The 20,703-nt window shown below is 40.5% G+C and carries 21 protein-coding genes and 1 pseudogene; 13 read left to right on the top strand and 9 right to left on the bottom strand.

The features are described from left to right. The first annotated feature begins 114 nt into the window (after positions 1 to 114). The 10 genes and pseudogenes from rfaD to VR7878_RS21615 all read left to right on the top strand — a co-directional run. On the top strand, positions 115 to 1,056 hold the full coding sequence (gene rfaD, locus VR7878_RS11260; protein ID WP_077336192.1) for an ADP-glyceromanno-heptose 6-epimerase: 942 nt from the start codon (positions 115 to 117) through the stop codon (positions 1,054 to 1,056). 80 nt (positions 1,057 to 1,136) lie between these two features. Continuing rightward, on the top strand, positions 1,137 to 2,303 hold the full coding sequence (locus VR7878_RS11255) for a nucleotide sugar dehydrogenase (RefSeq protein WP_077336191.1): 1,167 nt from the start codon (positions 1,137 to 1,139) through the stop codon (positions 2,301 to 2,303). Positions 2,304 to 2,423: 120 nt separating this feature from the next. Beyond that, complete coding sequence (locus tag VR7878_RS11250; RefSeq protein WP_261855951.1) at positions 2,424 to 3,536, top strand: glycosyltransferase; 1,113 nt, start codon at positions 2,424 to 2,426, stop codon at positions 3,534 to 3,536. Between the two features lie 78 nt (positions 3,537 to 3,614). After that, a complete protein-coding gene (gene waaF, locus VR7878_RS11245; protein WP_077336412.1) occupies positions 3,615 to 4,661 on the top strand; it encodes a lipopolysaccharide heptosyltransferase II in 1,047 nt (348 codons plus the stop codon). A gap of 3 nt (positions 4,662 to 4,664) precedes the next feature. Further along, positions 4,665 to 5,450 (top strand): glycosyltransferase family 32 protein, encoded by a 786-nt coding sequence (locus tag VR7878_RS11240; protein WP_077336189.1) that lies wholly within the window; start codon positions 4,665 to 4,667, stop codon positions 5,448 to 5,450. A 9-nt stretch (positions 5,451 to 5,459) separates the two neighbouring features. Beyond that, positions 5,460 to 6,734 (top strand): lipid IV(A) 3-deoxy-D-manno-octulosonic acid transferase, encoded by a 1,275-nt coding sequence (gene waaA / locus VR7878_RS11235; RefSeq protein ID WP_077336188.1) that lies wholly within the window; start codon positions 5,460 to 5,462, stop codon positions 6,732 to 6,734. A 7-nt stretch (positions 6,735 to 6,741) separates the two neighbouring features. Beyond that, positions 6,742 to 7,812, top strand: coding sequence for a glycosyltransferase family 4 protein (locus tag VR7878_RS11230; protein ID WP_159440454.1), 1,071 nt, complete (start codon positions 6,742 to 6,744; stop codon positions 7,810 to 7,812). Then, on the top strand, positions 7,809 to 9,041 hold the full coding sequence (locus VR7878_RS11225) for an O-antigen ligase family protein (RefSeq protein WP_159440453.1): 1,233 nt from the start codon (positions 7,809 to 7,811) through the stop codon (positions 9,039 to 9,041). Before VR7878_RS11230 ends, VR7878_RS11225 begins: the two co-directional genes overlap by 4 nt. Then, the gene (locus VR7878_RS11220) at positions 9,031 to 9,870 is read left to right on the top strand and encodes a glycosyltransferase (RefSeq protein WP_077336185.1); all 840 of its coding nucleotides are present in this window, start codon (positions 9,031 to 9,033) and stop codon (positions 9,868 to 9,870) included. The genes VR7878_RS11225 and VR7878_RS11220 overlap by 11 nt, the downstream gene beginning before the upstream one ends. Positions 9,871 to 10,232: 362 nt before the next feature. Further along, positions 10,233 to 10,436: pseudogene (locus tag VR7878_RS21615) on the top strand (CatB-related O-acetyltransferase); the annotation flags it as partial. Positions 10,437 to 10,568: 132 nt separating this feature from the next. On the opposite strand, the gene VR7878_RS11210 reads toward VR7878_RS21615, so the two are convergent. Together VR7878_RS11210 and VR7878_RS11205 are read right to left on the bottom strand one after the other, a co-directional pair. After that, positions 10,569 to 11,531, bottom strand: a complete 963-nt coding sequence (locus VR7878_RS11210; protein WP_077336183.1) for a WaaS/CpsH family glycosyltransferase — start codon at positions 11,529 to 11,531, stop codon at positions 10,569 to 10,571. Continuing rightward, entirely contained in the window at positions 11,512 to 12,216 is a 705-nt protein-coding gene (locus VR7878_RS11205) for a 3-deoxy-D-manno-octulosonic acid kinase (protein ID WP_077336182.1), read from the bottom strand. The genes VR7878_RS11210 and VR7878_RS11205 overlap by 20 nt, the downstream gene beginning before the upstream one ends. Positions 12,217 to 12,316: 100 nt before the next feature. Between VR7878_RS11205 and VR7878_RS11200 the strand changes: the two genes are divergently transcribed. Together VR7878_RS11200 and VR7878_RS11195 are read left to right on the top strand one after the other, a co-directional pair. After that, positions 12,317 to 13,369: a glycosyltransferase family 9 protein gene (locus tag VR7878_RS11200; RefSeq protein WP_077336181.1), complete on the top strand. Its 1,053-nt coding sequence runs from the start codon at positions 12,317 to 12,319 to the stop codon at positions 13,367 to 13,369. Between the two features lie 113 nt (positions 13,370 to 13,482). Beyond that, entirely contained in the window at positions 13,483 to 14,262 is a 780-nt protein-coding gene (locus VR7878_RS11195) for a glycosyltransferase family 2 protein (RefSeq protein ID WP_077336180.1), read from the top strand. On the opposite strand, the gene VR7878_RS11190 is transcribed toward VR7878_RS11195, so the two are convergent. Continuing rightward, a complete protein-coding gene (locus VR7878_RS11190; protein WP_077336179.1) occupies positions 14,201 to 15,265 on the bottom strand; it encodes a glycosyltransferase family 9 protein in 1,065 nt (354 codons plus the stop codon). The genes VR7878_RS11195 and VR7878_RS11190 overlap by 62 nt on opposite strands. Before the next feature lie 170 nt (positions 15,266 to 15,435). Here VR7878_RS11190 and coaD point away from each other — a divergent pair, with 170 nt between their 5' ends. Beyond that, positions 15,436 to 15,930 (top strand): pantetheine-phosphate adenylyltransferase, encoded by a 495-nt coding sequence (gene coaD, locus VR7878_RS11185; RefSeq protein ID WP_077336178.1) that lies wholly within the window; start codon positions 15,436 to 15,438, stop codon positions 15,928 to 15,930. 11 nt (positions 15,931 to 15,941) lie between these two features. On the opposite strand, the gene mutM is transcribed toward coaD, so the two are convergent. From mutM to VR7878_RS11155, 6 genes are all read right to left on the bottom strand, one after another. After that, the gene (mutM, locus tag VR7878_RS11180; RefSeq protein ID WP_077336177.1) at positions 15,942 to 16,751 is read right to left on the bottom strand and encodes a bifunctional DNA-formamidopyrimidine glycosylase/DNA-(apurinic or apyrimidinic site) lyase; all 810 of its coding nucleotides are present in this window, start codon (positions 16,749 to 16,751) and stop codon (positions 15,942 to 15,944) included. A gap of 1 nt (position 16,752) precedes the next feature. After that, the gene (locus VR7878_RS11175; RefSeq protein WP_077336176.1) at positions 16,753 to 17,253 is read right to left on the bottom strand and encodes a hypothetical protein; all 501 of its coding nucleotides are present in this window, start codon (positions 17,251 to 17,253) and stop codon (positions 16,753 to 16,755) included. 138 nt (positions 17,254 to 17,391) lie between these two features. Further along, the gene (rpmG, locus tag VR7878_RS11170; protein ID WP_004728408.1) at positions 17,392 to 17,559 is read right to left on the bottom strand and encodes a 50S ribosomal protein L33; all 168 of its coding nucleotides are present in this window, start codon (positions 17,557 to 17,559) and stop codon (positions 17,392 to 17,394) included. A 13-nt stretch (positions 17,560 to 17,572) separates the two neighbouring features. Next, positions 17,573 to 17,809 (bottom strand): 50S ribosomal protein L28, encoded by a 237-nt coding sequence (gene rpmB / locus VR7878_RS11165; RefSeq protein ID WP_021704597.1) that lies wholly within the window; start codon positions 17,807 to 17,809, stop codon positions 17,573 to 17,575. A gap of 366 nt (positions 17,810 to 18,175) precedes the next feature. After that, a complete protein-coding gene (gene radC / locus VR7878_RS11160) occupies positions 18,176 to 18,850 on the bottom strand; it encodes a RadC family protein (RefSeq protein ID WP_077336175.1) in 675 nt (224 codons plus the stop codon). A 109-nt stretch (positions 18,851 to 18,959) separates the two neighbouring features. Further along, positions 18,960 to 20,639 carry a methyl-accepting chemotaxis protein gene (locus VR7878_RS11155; RefSeq protein ID WP_077336174.1) on the bottom strand — a complete coding sequence of 560 codons (1,680 nt, stop codon included), beginning with the start codon at positions 20,637 to 20,639 and terminating at the stop codon, positions 18,960 to 18,962. Positions 20,640 to 20,703 lie beyond the last annotated feature (64 nt).

Below are 20,703 nucleotides of genomic sequence, written 5' to 3'. Positions count from 1 at the left end.
TTAACTTGAGGCGAGGTTAACCCATGCTTAACCCTGATTTTGTGATTACATCAGCATGTCAACTCGCTATAATGAGTGACAATTATACATATACATATTTTCACAGGAAAACCTATGATCATCGTAACCGGCGGTGCTGGCATGATTGGCAGCAATATCGTAAAAGCCCTGAATGACAAAGGATTTGACGATATCCTTGTCGTTGACCATCTCGAGAACGGCAAAAAATTCAAAAACCTCGTTGACCTGAGCATAGCAGACTACATGGATCGTGATGACTTTTTAGCGCAGATCATGGCTGGCGATGATTTCGGTCCGATTGAAGCGGTCTTCCACGAAGGCGCTTGTTCCGCGACAACCGAGTGGGATGGTAAGTACATGATGCTCAATAACTATGAGTATTCAAAAGAGCTGCTCCATTACTGTTTAGATAGAGAAATCCCCTTTCTCTATGCTTCATCTGCTGCCACTTATGGAGAAACAAAGACGTTCATCGAATCACCTGAATATGAAGGCGCGTTGAATGTCTATGGTTACTCCAAGCAGCAATTCGATAACTACGTTCGACGCCTCTGGCAAGATGCTGAAGCAAACGGTGAAAAGCTGTCACAAATTACCGGATTTCGCTACTTCAATGTTTACGGCCCTCGCGAGGATCATAAAGGTTCAATGGCATCTGTCGCTTTCCACCTCAACAATCAAATGAAAGCGGGCGAAAATCCGAAGCTGTTTGAGGGGAGCCATCACTTTATCCGCGATTTTGTGTATGTCGGTGATGTATGTCAGGTGAACTTATGGTTCTGGGAACAGGGCATTTCCGGAATTTTCAACTGTGGAACAGGAAAAGCCGAGTCATTTGAAGAAGTGGCAAAAGCCGTGATTAAGCATCATGGTCGTGGTTCGGTTGAGACAATTCCGTTTCCTGATCATCTGAAAGGTGCTTATCAGGAGTTTACGCAAGCCGATCTGACCAAGCTAAGAGCAGCAGGATGTGACATTGTGTTCAAAACCGTTGCTGAAGGTGTCTCAGAATATTTACATATCATTAATCAGTAACGTTTAGCCATTCCCAATCGGAGAGAGACTTGTATGATAATCAAGTGTCTCATTTTTAATACGTTAGGTTGGGAGTCGTTATGAAAATTGCTGTTGCTGGAACTGGGTATGTCGGGTTGTCGAATGCAATCCTACTTGCCCAGAATCATACCGTTGTGGCATTAGATGTGATTGAGGAGAAAGTCGCGCTTCTCAATGATCGAAAGTCACCCATTATTGACAAAGAAATCGAAACATTCTTATCGTCACGGGAATTGAATTTTAAAGCGACATTGAATAAAGAAGAAGCCTATCGTGATGCTAATTTTGTCATCATCGCTACGCCTACAGATTACGATCCACAGACCAACTATTTTAATACCACGACCGTTGAAGCGGTCATTCAGGATGTGATTGCAATCAATCCTGAAGCAACCATGATCATTAAATCTACCGTCCCGGTTGGTTACACCGAACGGGTGAAGCAGATGTTCAATTGCCAAAACATTATTTTTTCCCCCGAATTTCTCCGTGAAGGAAAAGCACTTCACGATAACCTATACCCATCCCGGATCATTGTCGGAGAACAAAGCGATCGAGCAACGACTTTCGCGAACTTGCTTGTGGAAGGTGCGCAAAAAGAGGACATTCAAGTGCTCTTTACCAATGCGACAGAGGCTGAAGCCGTCAAGCTCTTCTCCAATACTTATCTGGCCATGCGGGTTGCTTACTTTAATGAATTGGACTCTTATGCTGAGGCGCATGGTCTGAACACTCGTCAGATTATTGAAGGGGTTTGTCTCGATCCCCGTATTGGCAATCACTATAACAATCCGTCTTTCGGTTATGGTGGTTACTGTCTGCCAAAAGATACCAAACAGCTTCTGGCAAACTACGACACGGTTCCTAATAATATTATTGCCGCGATTGTTGATGCCAACCGAACCCGGAAAGATTTCATTGCAGAAAGTATTCTGAAGAAGAATCCCCAAACTATCGGCATCTATCGGCTGATTATGAAGTCCGGTTCAGACAACTTTCGGGCATCATCCGTTCAGGGAATAATGAAACGTCTGAAAGCAAAAGGGCTAGAAATCGTCATTTATGAACCCGCGATGAAAGAAGATCAGTTTTTTAACTCCCGAGTGATGCGCGATCTGGATGAGTTTAAGCAAATAGCTGATATCATTATTTCAAATCGTATGTCAGATGAGCTATCAGAAGTCGCAGACAAAGTTTATACCCGGGATCTCTTCGGTTCCGACTAATCAAACCTTACAAAAAGAGTTCTGATAAAACATTCAGAACTCTTTTTTTCTCAATCAATTAACCTGTTTTCTCCGAATGTTGTAGAATGTATGTATCACTTTTATCAATAGGAGAGGATAGTGAGACATCCCGTAATATTACATATATGCCTGTCAAAAGGATGGGGAGGTCTGGAAATGTACCCAATCAGAATGGGCAAACAATTCCTCTCTGCGGGCTATCAAGTATTCGGTTTGTGTCTGACTGGTACCCAAGTAGAATCAGGGATGCAAGAAACACAATTCTCTCTGTATACGGCAAGAAGTAAATCTCAGCTCACTACCGTCAAATTATATGCTCTCATTCAATGGGTAAAACAACATCAGATTAATGTTATTCACTGCCATAAATCCGGTGATCTATTGATTGCAGCCCTGATTAAACAGTTTGTCCCCGTGAAAATCATATTTACCGAACATATGGGCGTAACAAGAAGTAAAAAAGATATCTTCCACAGTTGGGTCTACCAACAGGTTGATCAGGTATTATCTATCAGTGATGAAACATACCGAAGAAATCTCAATGCGCTTCCCGTCGCACCTGAGAAAATAGCACGCCTGTGGTTAGGAACAGATATTCCTGACAAAACAGAATTACCTCCTGAAGAAATCGTAGCTATCAAGCAATCCCTCTCACTCCCGGAAAAAGATTTTGTGATCGGCACGATTGGCCGTATTAGCCCGGGAAAAGGACAGATTGAACTGGTGAAAGCTTTTGCGCGCGTTCAGAAAAGTCTTCCTCATAGTAAATTAGTGATTGTTGGCGGGTTGGAAGCTTCACAAGGATGCGATTTAGCTTATCTTGCTCAGGTCAGACAAAGCATTCAGGCTTTAGATTTAAGCGACCATGTTATCTTTACCGGATTTCACAGCGATACTCAACAACTGCTATCCATCATGGATATCGTTTGTCTGCCGTATGCCAATGAAGCATTCGGTTTAACTGCAATCGAGACCATGGCGGCACAGCGTCCCATTGTGGCTGCGAATACAGGCGCGCTTCCGGAATTGCTGGAAAACTACGCCCAGTATTGTACACCGACCAGTGATACATCCATCGCCCAAGCTATTTTGGACAGCCATGAACACTATGAAACAGCAAAAAATAACGCAATCTCAGCCAGAATGAGAGCCTGTAAAGAGTTTTCAATACAGACGCATACTCAAAATCTGCTACATTATTATCAGGAATAATCGAGAGCAGCTTACTATCACCTTATGCTGATGATATTATGCCCTCTAACTTAGATGAGCCGTTCTAAAATCATGCAAATGAAAATCCTGATCATCGGCCCCTCATGGGTTGGAGATATGGTGATGTCACAGAGTCTGTATTGTGAACTCAAAAGTCGTCACCCAAGCGCAACAATTGATGTATTAGCACCAGCATGGTGCGGTCCGATTCTGGAACGCATGCCAGAAGTTGATCACGCCATTGAAATGCCGATCGGTCATGGTGATTTCAGTTTAGTAAAACGATGGAAAATAGCTCGTCAGTTGGCCAGTCATCGCTATACACATGCTTTTATTCTTCCTAATTCTGCCAAATCAGCTTTGATTCCACTATTCGCCGGCATTCCTGTTCGCACAGGTTGGAAAGGTGAAATGCGCTATGGCCTGTTGAACGATCTGAGAGCGGACAGAAAAGTCTTTCAATATATGGTGGAACGCTATGTTGCCTTAGCTGTGCCCAAAGACACGATGCTAGAAGAAGTGTCACTGGAGAAGAGCCTCAAACCGAGGTTAAACATTGATTCAAACCAACAAGCACAATTACGACAACGTTTTTCGTTAACTTCTGATCGAGAAGTCGTCGGTTTATGCCCCGGCGCAGAGTTTGGCCCGTCCAAAAGATGGCCTGCTGATTACTATGCAGAGTTGGCATCATCCCTCATAAAAGCAGGGAAACAGATCTGGTTATTTGGATCACAAAAAGATCAGGAAGTCACCCAACATATCCGCAACTTGCTCCCTCTGGAATGCCAGTCACACTGTTTTGATTTGGCTGGGAAAACGACACTGGTAGAGGTGGTCGATTTACTCGCCTGTTGCCATACTGTCGTCAGTAATGATTCAGGTCTAATGCATATCGCTGCAGCAGTAGGAAGTCAAATAGTGGCCATCTATGGATCAACATCACCTAAATATACACCACCACTATCTAGTAGTATCGCCATTGTAAGTACAGACATTAACTGTAGACCTTGCTTCAAGAGAGAATGTCCATTAGGGCATATGGACTGTCTCCATAAACTTTCCCCCGAGATGGTTATGAGTGCATATCAAAATTTACAACGAACGACTAGAAAGACCATATAAAGTATGAATATACTACTTACTATAGTTTCAAATCGCTGTATCAGAATCTTTGGTAATTTAATCAAATTACTTTCATTTGTATTTCACTATATTTTTCCTAAATATCGCTTCACAATTCCTGAGTTTTCAAAAGCTAAAATCAAGCGAAAAAATAACCAGCATATCTCAAGAACGATATGGCAAACCAATTACTCAAATAAAGTCACTTTACCTATGTATTTAAACTATTTATTCAATCGTTTAATGTCATTGGACTATGATTACAGGTATGTCAGCACAGAATCAAGGAAAGAATTTATCAAAGAAAATACAGATAATAGAACCTACAATGCATATTTACAATTAAATGATGGAGCAGCTCAAGCGGATTTATGGAGACTGATTGTCATAAACAAACTTGGTGGTCTTTATATGGATATTGATGCAACCTTAGTCAAACCACTACATTGTCTCTTAAAACCAACATATCATTCATTCTATGTAAAATTGAAGAAAAACAACGATGAACTCACAAATTTTTTTCTGGCATCGGAACCTAATAATATTGTTTACCAACGCTCAATCAAAAAAATAGTGTCCAATATTGAAGAGAAAAAAATCGAGCACGGAGTGTATTTTCTCACGGGACCAGGTGTCTTTATCGGACTCACTGATGATCAAGAAATAATATCTGAAGAAAGAAAGTTTGTTTGTATTCAGGGGGCATTTACCAATGAGCATTTTCAGTATATGGACAAACCACGTACTAAGTGGACCTACAAAAATCCTGAAGATTTACTAAAAAAATAGAGAGACCCTGTGATCATAAGAACAATTTACACTTTTCTTTTGATGGTAATAACCCCATTTTTTCTTATTAAACTAATGAAGAAAAAACAGGGTAAACCACATATAGGTAAACGTTGGAAAGAGTATGTTGGTATTACACCTAAATTAGAATCTCCAGTCAAACCTATATGGATTCATGCAGTCTCCGTTGGTGAAGTCATTGGTATCACGCCATTAGTTAAACGACTACAAATAGAAAAACCAGATACACCGATCGTTATCACAACAACGACAACAACTGGTGCCTTACAGGTTGAAAAGCATCTAAGTTCAGCAGAACATCGCTTTATGCCGTTTGACCTACCATTTACCATTCAACATTTTCTTAATTCAATAAATCCATGTCAGTTGATTATCATGGAAATGGAACTTTGGCCAAACTTACTGAATAAGGTATCAAAAAACAATATTCCGATAACCATAATCAATGCAAGACTTTCAGATAAATCCTTCCAACGATATAAAAAAATATCTTTCTTATTCAGAGATTTATCAAAAAATGTTCATAAAATCATATGTCAGACCAAACTCGAAGCTGAACGCTTTATACAGCTAGGTGTTTATAAAGACAAAACTCTTGTATCGGGCTCATTAAAGTATGATATCCACGTTTCAAGAACAGATATAAAAAATGGTGATCTATTACATCAAAAAATAGGGACTCATCGTTCTATTTGGATCGCAGCAAGTACTCATGATGGCGAAGAAAAATTCGTTTTAAACGCTCATAAAAAAATTTTAGAAAAGTGCCCTTCAGCTTTGCTTATTTTAGTACCTCGTCACCCCGAACGATTTAATGATGTTGCTAAGATGTGTGAAGATATTGAATTAAAGACAGAACGTCGAACAACCAATCAGCCAATAACTGAAAGTACACAGGTGTATCTTGCTGATACAATGGGTGAAATGCTAATGTTGATGCAAGCATCAAATGTCTGTTTCATGGGAGGAAGTCTGATAGGCTCTAAAGTAGGTGGCCACAATCCACTAGAGCCAACAGCTCTTGGACTACCAGTCTTAACAGGCCCTAGCTATTATAATTTTAACGAAATATATGAACAACTTTTTCGAGAAGGCATAGCCCAAAAAGTTATTCATGAACAACAACTAAGTGATACAGTTATCAACTTATTATCTCAATCAATAACATTGAGTTGCACTAGAAAAAAAGCAAAAGAATTTATGAAGAAACATTCAGGTGCTATTGAGCTAACACTTGAATATATACTTAATGAGAAGGCTTGATCTAAAAATGAACAATATATCTTCAAATAACTTAAAAGTTGCTATTGTATGCCTTTCTCACTATCAAGGGGGAATGGAGCTCGACTCCATTAGAAATACTCAGATTTTTTTACGAAACAATATTAATTCAATACTGATATGTAAAAAAAATTCTTTTATTGAAAAAAAAGCAATAGAATTGAATATACCTTTTCATTCTATTGACTTTTCGAGAAAACTCAGTATAAAGTTAATAGTCCAATTACGGAGTATTCTGAAATCAGAACAAGTAACATCATTAATTTTCTTTGGGGCATCTGAAATAAAGTCTATTTATTTCTCAGTGAGAAATTTAGATTGTAATGTAATTATCCGTCATGGAACAACTAAATCTAGTCCTAAAAAGGACTTGTTGCATAGATTATTTTATTCATGTGTCAAGTATCACGTTGCTATTAGTGAGCACTTACATAGAAATGTTTTAGAGATCATTCCATGCACAAAAAATCAAGTTAAAACCATTTACAACATTTCTCAGGATGATCATGTAGAAAGAAAGTCACCTAAAGAAATGGCTTTTTTACATGTTGGTAGAGTAGAAGAAGGGAAAGGTGTTTTTGATGCAGTAAAATCCTTAGGGAAAGCAAACATACCCCGTCAATATAAAAAAATAACATTCGTGGGTACATATACAGATAGCATACAAAAAGAACTAATCACATTAAGTCATAATTATTCTGTCGATATTTTTTTTGAAGGTTTTGTAAAAGATGTTAAGCCATTTTATATGAAACACATTTTTTTCCTTTTCCCAAGTTATGGCGAAGGATTAGGAAATGTGATTTTAGAAGCACTTAAGTATGGGTTAATTTGTATAACATATAATAATACTGTCTTTAATGAATTCACTAATAATTTGGAATTCCGTTATTTCTATACTGCTGAAAACAAAAATATCGATAGTCTTGCAAAGGCTATTGAACTTGCAATTATAGATTCAGATAAAATAAAAGACAACTCTAACCCCCATTATTTAAATTATAATAAATACTTTTCAGAAAGTGTATTTATTGAAAAATGGAAGTCCATATTATCATGAGAGTTTTAGACGACAACAAATATAACTATATTATGCTGTTTTCATTGTTCTTATTTTCATTTTCAATAGGAACCTCGAAAGCCGGAATCAATATTAGCATAGTATTATTATTTATAACTTTCCTAACAAAAATAGTAAGCACGCTATCATCGATAAGTAATAAAGAAAAAACTCTCATCTATATATGCTATGGAGCCTATATAACAGAGGCCGCAATATCACTCTATTTACACACATTCAATGATTTTTTTAGATTCTTGGAAAAAAATGCATTTCTACTCATACTACCAATATTAGCCATTTTATTTCATGATATAAGAATCAGAAAACATGCTATAATATTTTTTATCTCTGGTGTTACAATATCTGCATTATATAGTATTTATAATTTTGTTTTTGTATATGACTATGCATTAAGTGCTAGAGCTCTTGGTCTTATTGAATATTCTAGACATGTGAATGTACTTATTTTGCTGTTTTGTCTAATGATTACATCCATTAAATATAAGATGTATATTATACCTGCATCTATAGTAACTCTAATTACCATTGCAAGTGTTATAATATCAGGAACAAGAGGGGGCTGGATTGCATTTTTCACTACAAGTATTATATTTTTCTTATTTCATTATAAGAAGTATATTATTCACGCATTAATAATTAGCGTTGTACTAGAATTAATAAGTTTCAATGCTAATCTATCTTTTTCTAATTATATTATCGACAGAATATATTCCATTAGTGATATAGATGAAACATCAAATTCTATTCGGCTAACTATTTGGCGGAATGGAATTGAGTTTTTGATTCACACAGCAGATAGCAAACCGTTAGATTTTTTATTTGGCTCGGGAATGTTAAGCTCAAGCAAAAATTATATTAATTACATTAATAGTTTACCTGAAAATGTAAAACAATCATATCTGATGAACGGGAATTTATATGGCAGTACAGATTTTCACAACTCTCTTATAGATATTTTCATCAAGTCTGGTGCGATCTATTCTATAGTCATCATATCTATTATAATTTATATTTTAAAAACCTGCTGGAGCGTTAAAAATAGAAATCATATGAAAGATTCAATTTGCTTGTATTCTATTGGTCTTATAAGCATAATGCCTTTTTATAGCCTTTTACAGGACTATAGCATATATACAATTATTTTTGCACTTGCTTTAGCTATTTCTGAATGGAATAAAGGTCGAGATATTATTCATGAAAGTTAGTATTATCATCGCTGTATATAAGGATCACCAAGCATTAGATTTAATTCTAGAACAATTAATGCTTCAAGATCATTCTAATTTTGAAGTAATCATTGCTGAGGATGCTCGAAGCAAAGAGGTTCCATTGTTAGTAAAAAAATACAGTGACCTTAATATTGTCCACTGTAATCAGGAAGATAATGGCATCCAAAAAATGCGCTCACAAAATAATGCCATCATAGCTTCAAGCGGAGAATATCTTATATTCATTGATGGTGACTGTATCCCCTATCCAAACTTCATATCATCCCATGCTGACTGCGCGAAACCGGGATGTCTTTTATCTGGGCGAAGAGTGAATTTAGGCCCATCATTCAGTCAATTTATTCGACAGAAAAAACTAAAATCAAATTATATTGCCAAATATTTCCTATTATTCTTTTTCCCGTTATTAATTGACGGAAATGAAGGACATATCGAAAGTGGATTTTACTTCAATCCAAATGGTTTTATTTATAAAAAAATAATTTCAAAACTTAAACGAAGCACTAGTATTTTAGGATGTAATTTTTCTTGTTACAAACATGATATTTTAGCTATCAATGGCTTTGATGAAGGATATGGTGAAACGGCTATTGGTGATGATACCGATATAGAGTGGCGCTTTAAAGCTTATGGAGTCAAAATTAAATCTGTAAAAAATATAGCAAATGTGTTTCATTTATATCATGAGAAGAGAACTAAAATAATCCCCAATTATCAGGAAATGTTAATATTGATGGAGCAAAGAAAGAAAAATAATAACTATATTGCTGATATTGGACTAGATTCACATGAGGTGTCATCATGAGAAAAATGAAAATAGGATTCTCAACACGCTATAGTTTAAAAAAAGAGAATATTTTTATTGGACGAGGATGGAATCACAGTTTTTATTTAAGTGATTCACCAGTGTTGATTGAGCCATATGTTTCATTCCATAAAAAAAATAATACGTTATTTAATATTGGATCATTCTCATACACTCACTCTTCATTTCCTGTCGGCACAACTATTGGGCGATATTGTTCTATTGCTGAAAATGTTAGACCCATGGGAGATCAACATCCTTTAACTCGTTTTACGACATCAGTAATAACTTACGAAAACAGATGGAAGCTTCCTAATACTTCGTCTTTTACAGTAACAGAAAAAGAAAGCAATCAGCCAATAATTATTGGTAACGATGTATGGATTGGTCGTGATGTGGTTTTAAAGCCAGGAATTACGATTGGAAATGGTGCAGTAATCGCATCTAATGCTCTGGTTACAAAAGATGTACCTCCATATGCAATAGTAGCAGGGTTACCTGCCAAGGTTATTCGCTATCGTTTTGATAAAAATATTATAGAACAATTAACCAATTTAAAATGGTGGGAATATAACTACCAAGAATTTCCATCGTTGAAAGCTGATATTGATATAGAACGATTTATATCTTTATTATCTAACTCAATCGAATGTGGAAAAATAAGTCCATACTCCCCCACTAAATTAATTATTTAAATTTCACAACTTATCATCTAACACTTTTTTCAGCCACATTGTCAACGAGTTAGGAGAAATGACATCATTATATTTTTTAGTATTTAAAATATGTTGAATGCTATTTGATTTTGATATGTCTATTGAGTTTTCAACAAACCAAGATTCATTATTTACCTCGGAATTATCAGTAATGAGTATTTTTTTATATTTATATGCGTCAGACAGCCTAAATGATAGGCCAGTCTGTCTAGAATCAACAACATCTAAAATAGCTTTTGCACTACCAATTAATTTATCTAATTCATCTCCAATAATTTTTTCATTTTTATAGCATAAAGTAATATTATTTAATTTTTCACTATACTCATGAAAGGATTCATTGACTAAAAAAATAGTTCCCGTCATACTAGGATTAGAATGTATGAAACTTTTAATCCTACTTAGTCTATCATCCTCTTTTTTATCTATTGAAAAGATGCCAAATATATCATATCTGACTTGATAGACATTAGAATTTCCTTCCAAATGGAAAGAAGGCAAGTACCTAATATTTCCTACACAGTCGTTTTTATCAAAACTAAAAACACGGTTGGCAATATGTAATAACACATCACCAGACGGTGATTTTTCAAGAGAATCCCAAAGGATACAAATAAAATCATCAGTCAACCCTTTCAGATATTGCCCAATTAAACTATTTAACATTGCGGGAATAAGCACAATTATATGATCATACAAACCATTACAATTTTTACATATATGGTTTTCTCTTCCCCAGTGTCTTTTACCTTTAATACCTAAATTTAATAATTTAGCCACTAGCTTATGAAAAAATGTTGGATATTTTTTTTGTTCATCTAATGTTTGAGCATCAATATACTGAACATCATACCCCATTTTTTCTAGTTGATCTAAAATAGGCGTAATTAGACCAGTTCTGTTATCTGCTAGTATTAGTATTCTTTTACCAATTTTTTGCTTCATTGATTAAATGTTCCCATCCAGTTATATCCCAAAACAATTGGTTCGATTTAGCTTCTTTTTTAAAAGATCGTTTTAATCTCTTAAGGTTTTTCTCTTTCCAATCATTCCCTTGTTGAATAGAACACTTATCAAAATCAATAATCCAAACCCGTTCCCGCTCATCAATCAAGATGTTATGAATATTCAAGTCTGTATGATTGACTTGGGCATCATGCATTTTACGAATCTCTCGCCCGATTTTCACATACATTTCATCGCGCAGTGTATTTTCCTGAAGAATGGTCACCAAATCACGAGCATTCGGTACTTTTTCCGTGATTAAATCAGCCAGATAGCACACATGCTTTTTTACCGCTCTGGCGGCAATCGGACGCGGCACATTCACACCGGCTTGTCTCAGATGATTTAGAATCTGGAACTCTTGATAACTTCGGGTCTTATCCCATTGACAAAAAAGGTAATGGTCCCGAACCAACTTACCAAATAACCCGCCTCGCCGGTAATGCCGTAATGCTCCCTGTACGTTATCAAGTTGGATAAACCATGTCGTCCCCCGGCCAGAAGCCTGACCAACGATCCGCTCCTGCTGCTGCCAGAACCCGACATCAAAACATTGCTCCGGAGACGCGGATAACAGCGCCTCGTCATACCACACTCGTAACTTACCTTTTTCGAACGTTTTCACGGCTTACCCAATGATTAAAACTTCACTCAATCAGCATTTTACATTTTCTTCCGGTCTCTGCATAATTCCGAACAACTCTCATTGCTTTATAGTGATCATTATGGCGTTATTTGATTCCGCTCCGCGATCAATTTGTATTCTACGTCTGTCTGCGATTGGTGATGTTTGCAATGCTATTGCTGCGGTGCAAGCCATTCAACGTCAATGGCCTGAAACCCGAATCACCTGGATTACCGGTCGATTAGAAGCCCAGTTACTGGATGGGCTCGACAATATCCGCCTCATTGTGTTTGATAAAAAACAGGGGTTCAAAGCCTATCGACAGCTCTGGACCACGCTGAAAGGAGAGCAGTTTGATGCGCTTTTGCATATGCAGTATGCATTCAGAGCCAGCCTTGCCACACTCGGCATAAAAGCCACTTATAAGTTAGGCTTCGATGCAACACGCAGTCAGGATTGTCAGACTTGGTTTACCAATCAGCACGTGCCTTCTCCGGATAAACCACATGTGCTGGATGGCCTACTTGCCTTTGCACAATATATTGGGATTAAAGACATCACACCAAAGTGGACACTTACTTACTCTCATCATGATCAGCAATGGGCAACGCAACAACTCTGTCAAGATAAGCGGAATCTGGTGATTGTTCCCGGAGCCAGTAAAGCCTATAAAAACTGGACGGCAGCAGGGTATGCTGAAGTGATGCAACATATTCATGCACAAGGCTGGCATATCATCCTTGCCGGTTCACCCGCGCAAGTTGAGCTTGATTTAGCCGACCAAATCCTCGGTTTAGTTGATTTCCCGGTGACAAACCTCGTCGGTACCAGCACATTGAAACAGATGCTGGCTTTACTCGACCACAGCGATCTCGTGATAGCACCTGATACCGGCCCAACCCACATGGCCAATGCAATGGGGACACCGGTGATCGGATTATATGCCCATCATAATCCACAACGCACCGGCCCTTATTGCTATCAGGATTATGTTGTATCTGTCTATGCAGAAGCGATTCAAGCGGAAACCGGGAAAGCAATCTCAGCATTAAACTGGCGTGCCCGTGTCAAAGACAAATCGGCCATGCGCCGGATTCAGGCACCACAAGTGATTCACATGTTTGAGAAAGCCGTGAAGGATTTTGGGCTGTGAGAGAACGCCACTCGATAGACTTTCAAACCAGATAAAGACAAATACCTGTATCCTGTTATCATCAGACAGCGATAAAACCGAATCACAACGTCATTCAGCGGAGAAATATAATCGTGACACAACCAACCTTAGCCGTGGCCCTGATTGTGAAAAATGAAGCCAAGCATCTCGAAGCCTGTCTCAAAACGGTTCAGGGTTGGGTCGATGAGATCGTCATTCTTGATTCAGGCAGTAGCGACGAAACTGAGCAGGTCGCCCGACAATTTACCGATAAGTTTTTCACCAATATTGACTGGCCGGGATTCGGTCCGCAACGTCGCCTCGCACAATCATATGTCGAATCCGATTATGTCTTATGGTTAGATGCTGACGAACGTGTCACCCCGGAGCTGCGTCAAAGCATTCAAGGTGCGGTCAAAGCAAACCAACCCAATACTATCTATCAAATATCACGGTTAAGCTGGGTTTTCGGTCGGTTTATTCGTCACTGTGGCTGGTATCCGGATAAAGTCTTACGTCTCTATCCGACCAAACTGACCCAATACAACGACGCTTTAGTCCATGAAAAAGTAGAAGTAACCCCATCCATGCAGGTCAAAACGCTGACTGGCGACGCAATTCACTACACCTATGATGATATGCATCACTATTTAGTCAAATCAGCCGGATATGCAAAAGCGTGGGCAGAGCAACGCCAACAACGCGGAAAAAAAAGCAGTATCGGCCAAGGCATCGTTCATGCACTCGGATGCTTTGTGAAAATGTATATCATTAAAGCGGGCTTTTTAGACGGAAAGCAGGGCTTGTTGCTTTCCGTGCTTTCGGCACATTCTACATTTGTAAAATACGCGGACCTTTGGATAAAAACAAATACGGTGCCGCCCAAGCATTAATCCGGCTCAAGAGCGACTCAACCTGAATTTGACTCATATCTTCCTGTTGTGATTTACCACCGTGGGCAGGCGGTGCAAAGGATAAGTGGCGCCCTTGAGAATTGAGCGGATACCAACGTAATGGCGTTGCTGAACGTTTAGCCGGGAAGAAACCAATCGTCGGAACATCAATGGCCGCAGCAATATGCAAGGGGCCTGTTGAACCGGCAATGAAAAGGTTCGCACAGGCAATTGTTCGGGCGAAGTCCACCAAACCGTCATTCTTATGATAGACGACTGCTTTTTCACCCTGTTGATTGATACGTAACTGCAGCTGATAAGCTTTTTCTTCTTCTCCCGGTCCGGCGGTCAGTACCACCTCAAAATCACCATTTATCCCGTCAATCAACTGACTGTACTGTTCAAGAGACAAGTTATTGGCTGAACCGCCACTGCCTGCATGAACAAACAGCCACGGCTTGTCGGAACAAATACCCAGTTGTGCAGCGAGTTTGTCTTTTTGTTTGGCAAGTTCTGAGACCGAAAAATTCAGATATGGCGGCTGTGGTTCGACAACTGGTATCTGATGATCCTGCAAAAAGGTTCGAATCAAATCCAAGTTATACTCAAACTCAGGTTTTGCTGACTGAGAGCGTTTCTGCTTCACCCGATGATTGTAAAACACCTGTGCCAGTTTCGTCGCCGGAGCCATCCGGTACGGAATCTTCGCCTTCCAGACCAACAACGCATTGTAAGTTGTCGAAAACAGGTTAATCGACGCATCAAAGTGACGCTGGCGGATTTCTTCAATCAGGGCTTGTTGAGATGATGTTGACCCCTTTTTAGTCGGGTCTTCAAGCACGTCATCAATCCACGGGCATAATTCGGCAAGCGCCATGGTGTAACGAGGCACCAACGCGGTAATGTGGCAGTCAGGCATTGATGCTTTGAGCATGGCAAAACTCGGCCATGCCAACATGAAATCACCAATTTTATCATTACGAATGACAAGTATTTTTTTCATTTCCAACTCTTATTCCGTCACACCCCATCGATCATACGGACATCAATAGGCTATTTTGAGTCTTTTTGTTACTATAGTGCCAGTGTCAGATAGTTCTGACGAACTTTGTATCTTGAGACCTCTGCGGGTATATCCCTGAGGACTCTGTTTAACTGTTGAGATAACGGACTGTGAGTAAACAAAAATTATCGCGCGTCATCTACCCGGGAACATTCGATCCGCTCACCAACGGACACCTTGATATTGTCAACCGCGCTGCCGGTATGTTTGACGAAGTCATTATTGCGGTTGCCGCCAGCCCCAGTAAAAATACCATGTTTACGCTGGCGGAAAGAGTCTTTTTTGCCGAACAGGCAACCCAGCACCTGACCAATGTCAGTGTGCAGGGATTTTCCGGGCTATTAGTCGATTTTGCCAAACAAGTCAGTGCCAACGTTTTGATCCGCGGGCTACGAACCACGATGGATTTCGAGTATGAGTTTGGTTTGACTAACATGTACCGCAGACTCATGCCAGAACTTGAAAGTGTATTCCTCACTCCGGCAGACGAATTCGCATTTCTCTCATCGACCATTGTCCGGGAAGTTGCCATCCACGGGGGAGACGTCGATACATTTGTGCCACAAGTCGTTGCAGAATCCCTGCGTAAAAAACGTAATATCTGACCGCAGTACATCTATTTTTGGCAGAGTGGGCAATAGAAGGTATTCCGTTGTCCAATCTTCTGCGCCAAAACCGCAGCACCACATTCAGGGCATGGCTCTCCCTCTTTCCCGTAAACGCGTAGTTCCTGCGCAAAATAACCGGGTTTACCATCGGTCTGGGCAAAATCTTTCAAGGTTGTCCCGCCTTGTTGAATCGAGTGAGCCAAGACTAATTTAATCTCTGTTACCAGTTGCTCCCATTCGCTCAATGTTAGTGAACCAGCCTCTCGGGTTGGTCGGATCCCTGCGGTAAACAAAGACTCATTGGCATAAATATTCCCGACACCAACCACCACTTTATTATCCATAATGAACTGCTTGACGGTGACACGCTTTCCTTTCGCTCTCGCAGCCATATACTCGGCAGTCAGTTGATCCGAAAGTGGTTCCGGTCCGAGATTGTCGAACACCGAATGAATACTGCCTTTCTCTGCCCATAACCACGCACCAAACCGTCTCGGATCGTTATAGCGCAGCACTTTGCCGTTCATCATAAACAGATCCACATGATCGTGTTTACCGGGCGGAAGCGCTACATCCAACACCCGCAAAGAGCCGGACATTCCCAAATGAATAATCGCAGTTCCGACATCGGTTTCCAGTAAAAGATACTTTGCTCTGCGATGAATCCGCCGAATGACTTGTCCTGTAATCTGCTGAAGCTCAAAGGGAATCTCCCAGCGGAGCTTCGGTGTCCGCACACTCACCGATTTCACCTGTTCACCCACCAAAAAAGGGCTAATCCCCAGTCGGCTTACCTCAACTTCCGGTAACTCCGGCATATCAATTCTCCTTCTTCGATGATTCAGCCACAACCGGTGGAAAAAGGTAATGCGCTTCCACCGAGATAGCAACCCACTGTTCCTGCCAGTTTTTGAATAACCAGAATTGCGGAAAACGATAATAGGTAATCCGCTGAGGTTCTTCTTGTTCTTGATACCAGACTTCAACGGTTCCCGGATCATTGAGCTTGCCGGATAATGAGTGGTAGGTTTTATCATCAATCGGTGTGCCAACCAGACTCCGCCACCGCTGCACTAATTCTAATGCCGAAATATCAAACGGCACCGTTGATGTCCAGTCGCCATTGGAGGCTCGTACCAGCGACCAAGGTTGTGTATTTATCGCAGTTATGGTCAGTTGGGGATTGAAAAGTGATGGATTGCTCTGCGTTTCATGAGGTAGCAGATAATCTTTAATCATGGATGGTAGATTCAGAATGGCAATAAATAAAATCACCGCCAGAATCAGATAATTATTCCAACGCCGCTTTCGATCCTTCATCAGGTCACTCTCAACAGATATTGTCGCTCATCATTATATCCGTTCATCCTATGCTCTTTCGCTGAAAAAAGGTAGATAACAGGCAATAAAAAACCCAGCAGAAGCTGGGTTTTATAACACTTACAAAAAGCAGTTCAATTACTTGATTTTTGCTTCTTTGTAAACAACGTGCTGGCGAACTACTGGATCAAATTTTTTGATCTCAAATTTGCCTGGCATGTTGCGCTTGTTCTTGTCAGTAGTGTAGAAGTGACCAGTACCAGCAGATGATACCAGACGGATTTTCTCACGAATGCCTTTAGCCATTGCTCAATTCCTCTTAAACGTTTTCGCCGCGAGCACGAATATCAGCAAGAACAGCATCGATGCCTTTCTTGTCAATGATACGCATGCCTTTCGCAGTCAGGCGCAGTTTAACAAAACGTTTTTCGCTCTCTACCCAGAAACGATGAGTTTGTAGGTTCGGCAGAAAACGACGCTTAGTAGCATTACGTGCGTGCGAACGGTTGTTCCCCGTTACAGGACGCTTACCAGTTACTTGGCATACTCGGGACATGAATGTCTTCTCCAAATCGTTTCAGCTCGATATCAACCTTGGTGGCCGAACCTCTCTCCATGTTGAAGGGTGAGGTTTAAAACCATTATGGAAAATCCATACAAGGCTATCAAAGGTCGCGCATTATACTAACTTGATGTGCATTGCTCAAGACCCGAACAGATCCTTTTTTGCAGATCCTGTGATCTTTTTCATCGCCGAGCTGATAATAGGTTGAAAATTTAGTGGGCGAATGATAACAGAATCTCCTGTTCTCACAACTAAAAACTTTCGCGAATACACTCAAATCAGCCGAAAGCCATCACTTCCTCGCAAAATCATCGGAAACAGGCCAATAGTCACCAACACATCCGGGATACATCGACTCTAAATCCAGCCTCGTTCAGCAAAAGATACGATCTCACCATCACCAATAACAAAGTGATCCAGTACCCGAAGCTCCACCAGCGCCAAGGCCTCAATAATTCGCCGGGTAATATGTCGATCCGCCTGGCTGGGTTCGGCAACCCCTGATGGATGATTATGTGCCAGAATCACTGATGCAGCATGATACTGAAGGGCTCGCGTCACAATCTCTCGCGGATAGACACTTGCGGCATTAATCGTGCCTTCAAACATAATTTCACCACAAATGACCCGATTCTGATTATCCAAAAACAGGACATAGAATGCTTCCCGACGCCTGTCCCGCAATATCCCTGACAGATAATGACGGGTATATTGCGGGTTCGTCAGTGCATCCCCTCTTTGTATCGTTTCAGAGAAATAACGCTGTGCCATTTCCAACACGGCCTGCATTTGCACAAACTTCGCCTCCCCCAAACCTTTGTGTCGGCAAAATACCTCCTTTCGGGCAGAAAATAACGCGCGGAGAGAACCAAATTCCTGTAACAGAAAATCAGCCAACTCGAGGACATTCATACCGGCAACACCGGTACGTAAAAAAATAGCCAACAACTCGGCATCAGACAGGGCTTGGGGACCACGGGAAAGTAGCTTTTCCCGTGGCATTGACTCTTTAGGAAGGAATTTCAGGCTCATCGTATGGCTCCTCTCGGTTTGCCATACAAATACTGAAGATAGCATCGAATTCAACTTCGTTGATCAGAAATCCGAGAGGTATCAACATCAGTTGTAATTATTATGTTAGCTAAATCTTAAAGTTTCCGACCAAATCTCCCATTTTCTTTCCGGATTGTGCTAAACGGCTACTGATTGATTCCGATTGTTGCAGGTTATGGCTCAATTCATTCACAATTTGCTGAATTGCAACCAAATTTTGGTTAATCTCTTCAGAAACTACACTTTGCTCTTCAGCTGCCGAAGCGGTCTGAATCCCCATATCCTGAATGGTTCGAATCGCTTGGGAAATACCGGATAGACTTTCTCTGATGCGAACTGATTCTTGTTCGGTGCTTTCTCCCCGTTCACGACTGGTTCGCATTCGGCTGACCGCTTTACTGACACCTTGATTCAGCGAATTCAGCATATTGCTAATTTCTTGGGTACTATTTTGTGTTCGGCTTGCAAGCGAGCGAACTTCATCAGCCACCACAGCAAAACCCCGACCTTGTTCTCCGGCTCGAGCGGCCTCTATGGCTGCATTCAATGCCAGTAAATTAGTCTGCTCTGCAATTTCACCAATCACATCCAGAACCAGCGTGATCTCTCCGGCTTGTTGGCTCAACTCAGAGATCGCATCAGAAGTCAGATTCACTTCTTTGACCAAACTGGTGATACCATCAATCGCGAGATTCACTTCCCCCTGAGCCTCGATAATCTGCTGATTTGCTGATTCTATCGCCTGCGCGGTTGCATTGGTGTTCAATGCCACTTCACGGGCTGTCGCACTCATTTCTGTCACCGCAGCAACGACTTTATCCGTTTCCTGACAGTGATTATTCATCTTCTGATTAGAATGGGAGGTTTGCTGATCCAGATCGTTCACCGCCAAAATTACATCATGCTCCGTGCGGCTAATATCAGAAATCAACGGGTGTAACTTATCCATGAAAGAGTTGAATGCTTCAGCCACCATACCCACTTCATCCCGGCTTTCAACATGCAAACGCGCCGTCAAATCCCCCCCACCGGCAGCGACATCCTGCAACGATTTAAGAATATGCTGGAGTGGCTCGACACCTTTAGAAACAAGCCAGCTAACAATAATAATCGTTAATATCAGCCCTGCTACCGATAATCCGACTGCGGACCACATCTGTTGATGTAACAATTTTTCCCGATTATTTTGGAAAGCTGCCACCTGACGATCAATATCATCAATGTACACGCCGGTGCCTAAAACCCAATCCCATTTTGGCAGGTATTCGGCATAACCTAACTTGGGTGCTTGAGCATTTAAAGAGGGCTTATGCCATGAGAAATGGAGGAATCCGTCTCCGGATTTTGACGCCTCAATCAAACCTGCAATGACCGGGACACCATTATTATCTTTCAGGTTATAGAGGTTCTTCCCTTCCAGTTGCGGCTTAATCGCATGGAGTGTATTTACCCCCTGGGAGTTATAAGCAAAGAAATAGCCATCATCATCAAAACGCATGGCTTTTAATATCTCTTTTGCCCGAGCCTGATTTTCACCATTTTGATCACTATCATAAAGAGACTTGATAGCGGTCGTGCCCATCATTATATAAGACTTCAGCTTATTTTTATGGCTGGTTACCAACTCTTGTCGGTATTGGACAGACTCCTGCTGTAACGAAGTCATCCCACTCCAGTAATACACCATTGTAATCACGGCTGTAATGACCACCAGAGGAATTACCGTTATAAAAAGGAGCTTGGTCCGGCTCCGAAGAGAACTCAACATAAAATTCCTTATCTACTTATCTCAATTGACAACTAATCAATAGCCCTCTTATTGCATATATCGG

Origin of the sequence: Vibrio ruber DSM 16370 (genome assembly GCF_900163965.1) — a bacterium.
Lineage (GTDB): Bacteria > Pseudomonadota > Gammaproteobacteria > Enterobacterales > Vibrionaceae > Vibrio > Vibrio ruber.
This window is presented reverse-complemented; position numbering and strand designations above follow the sequence as displayed.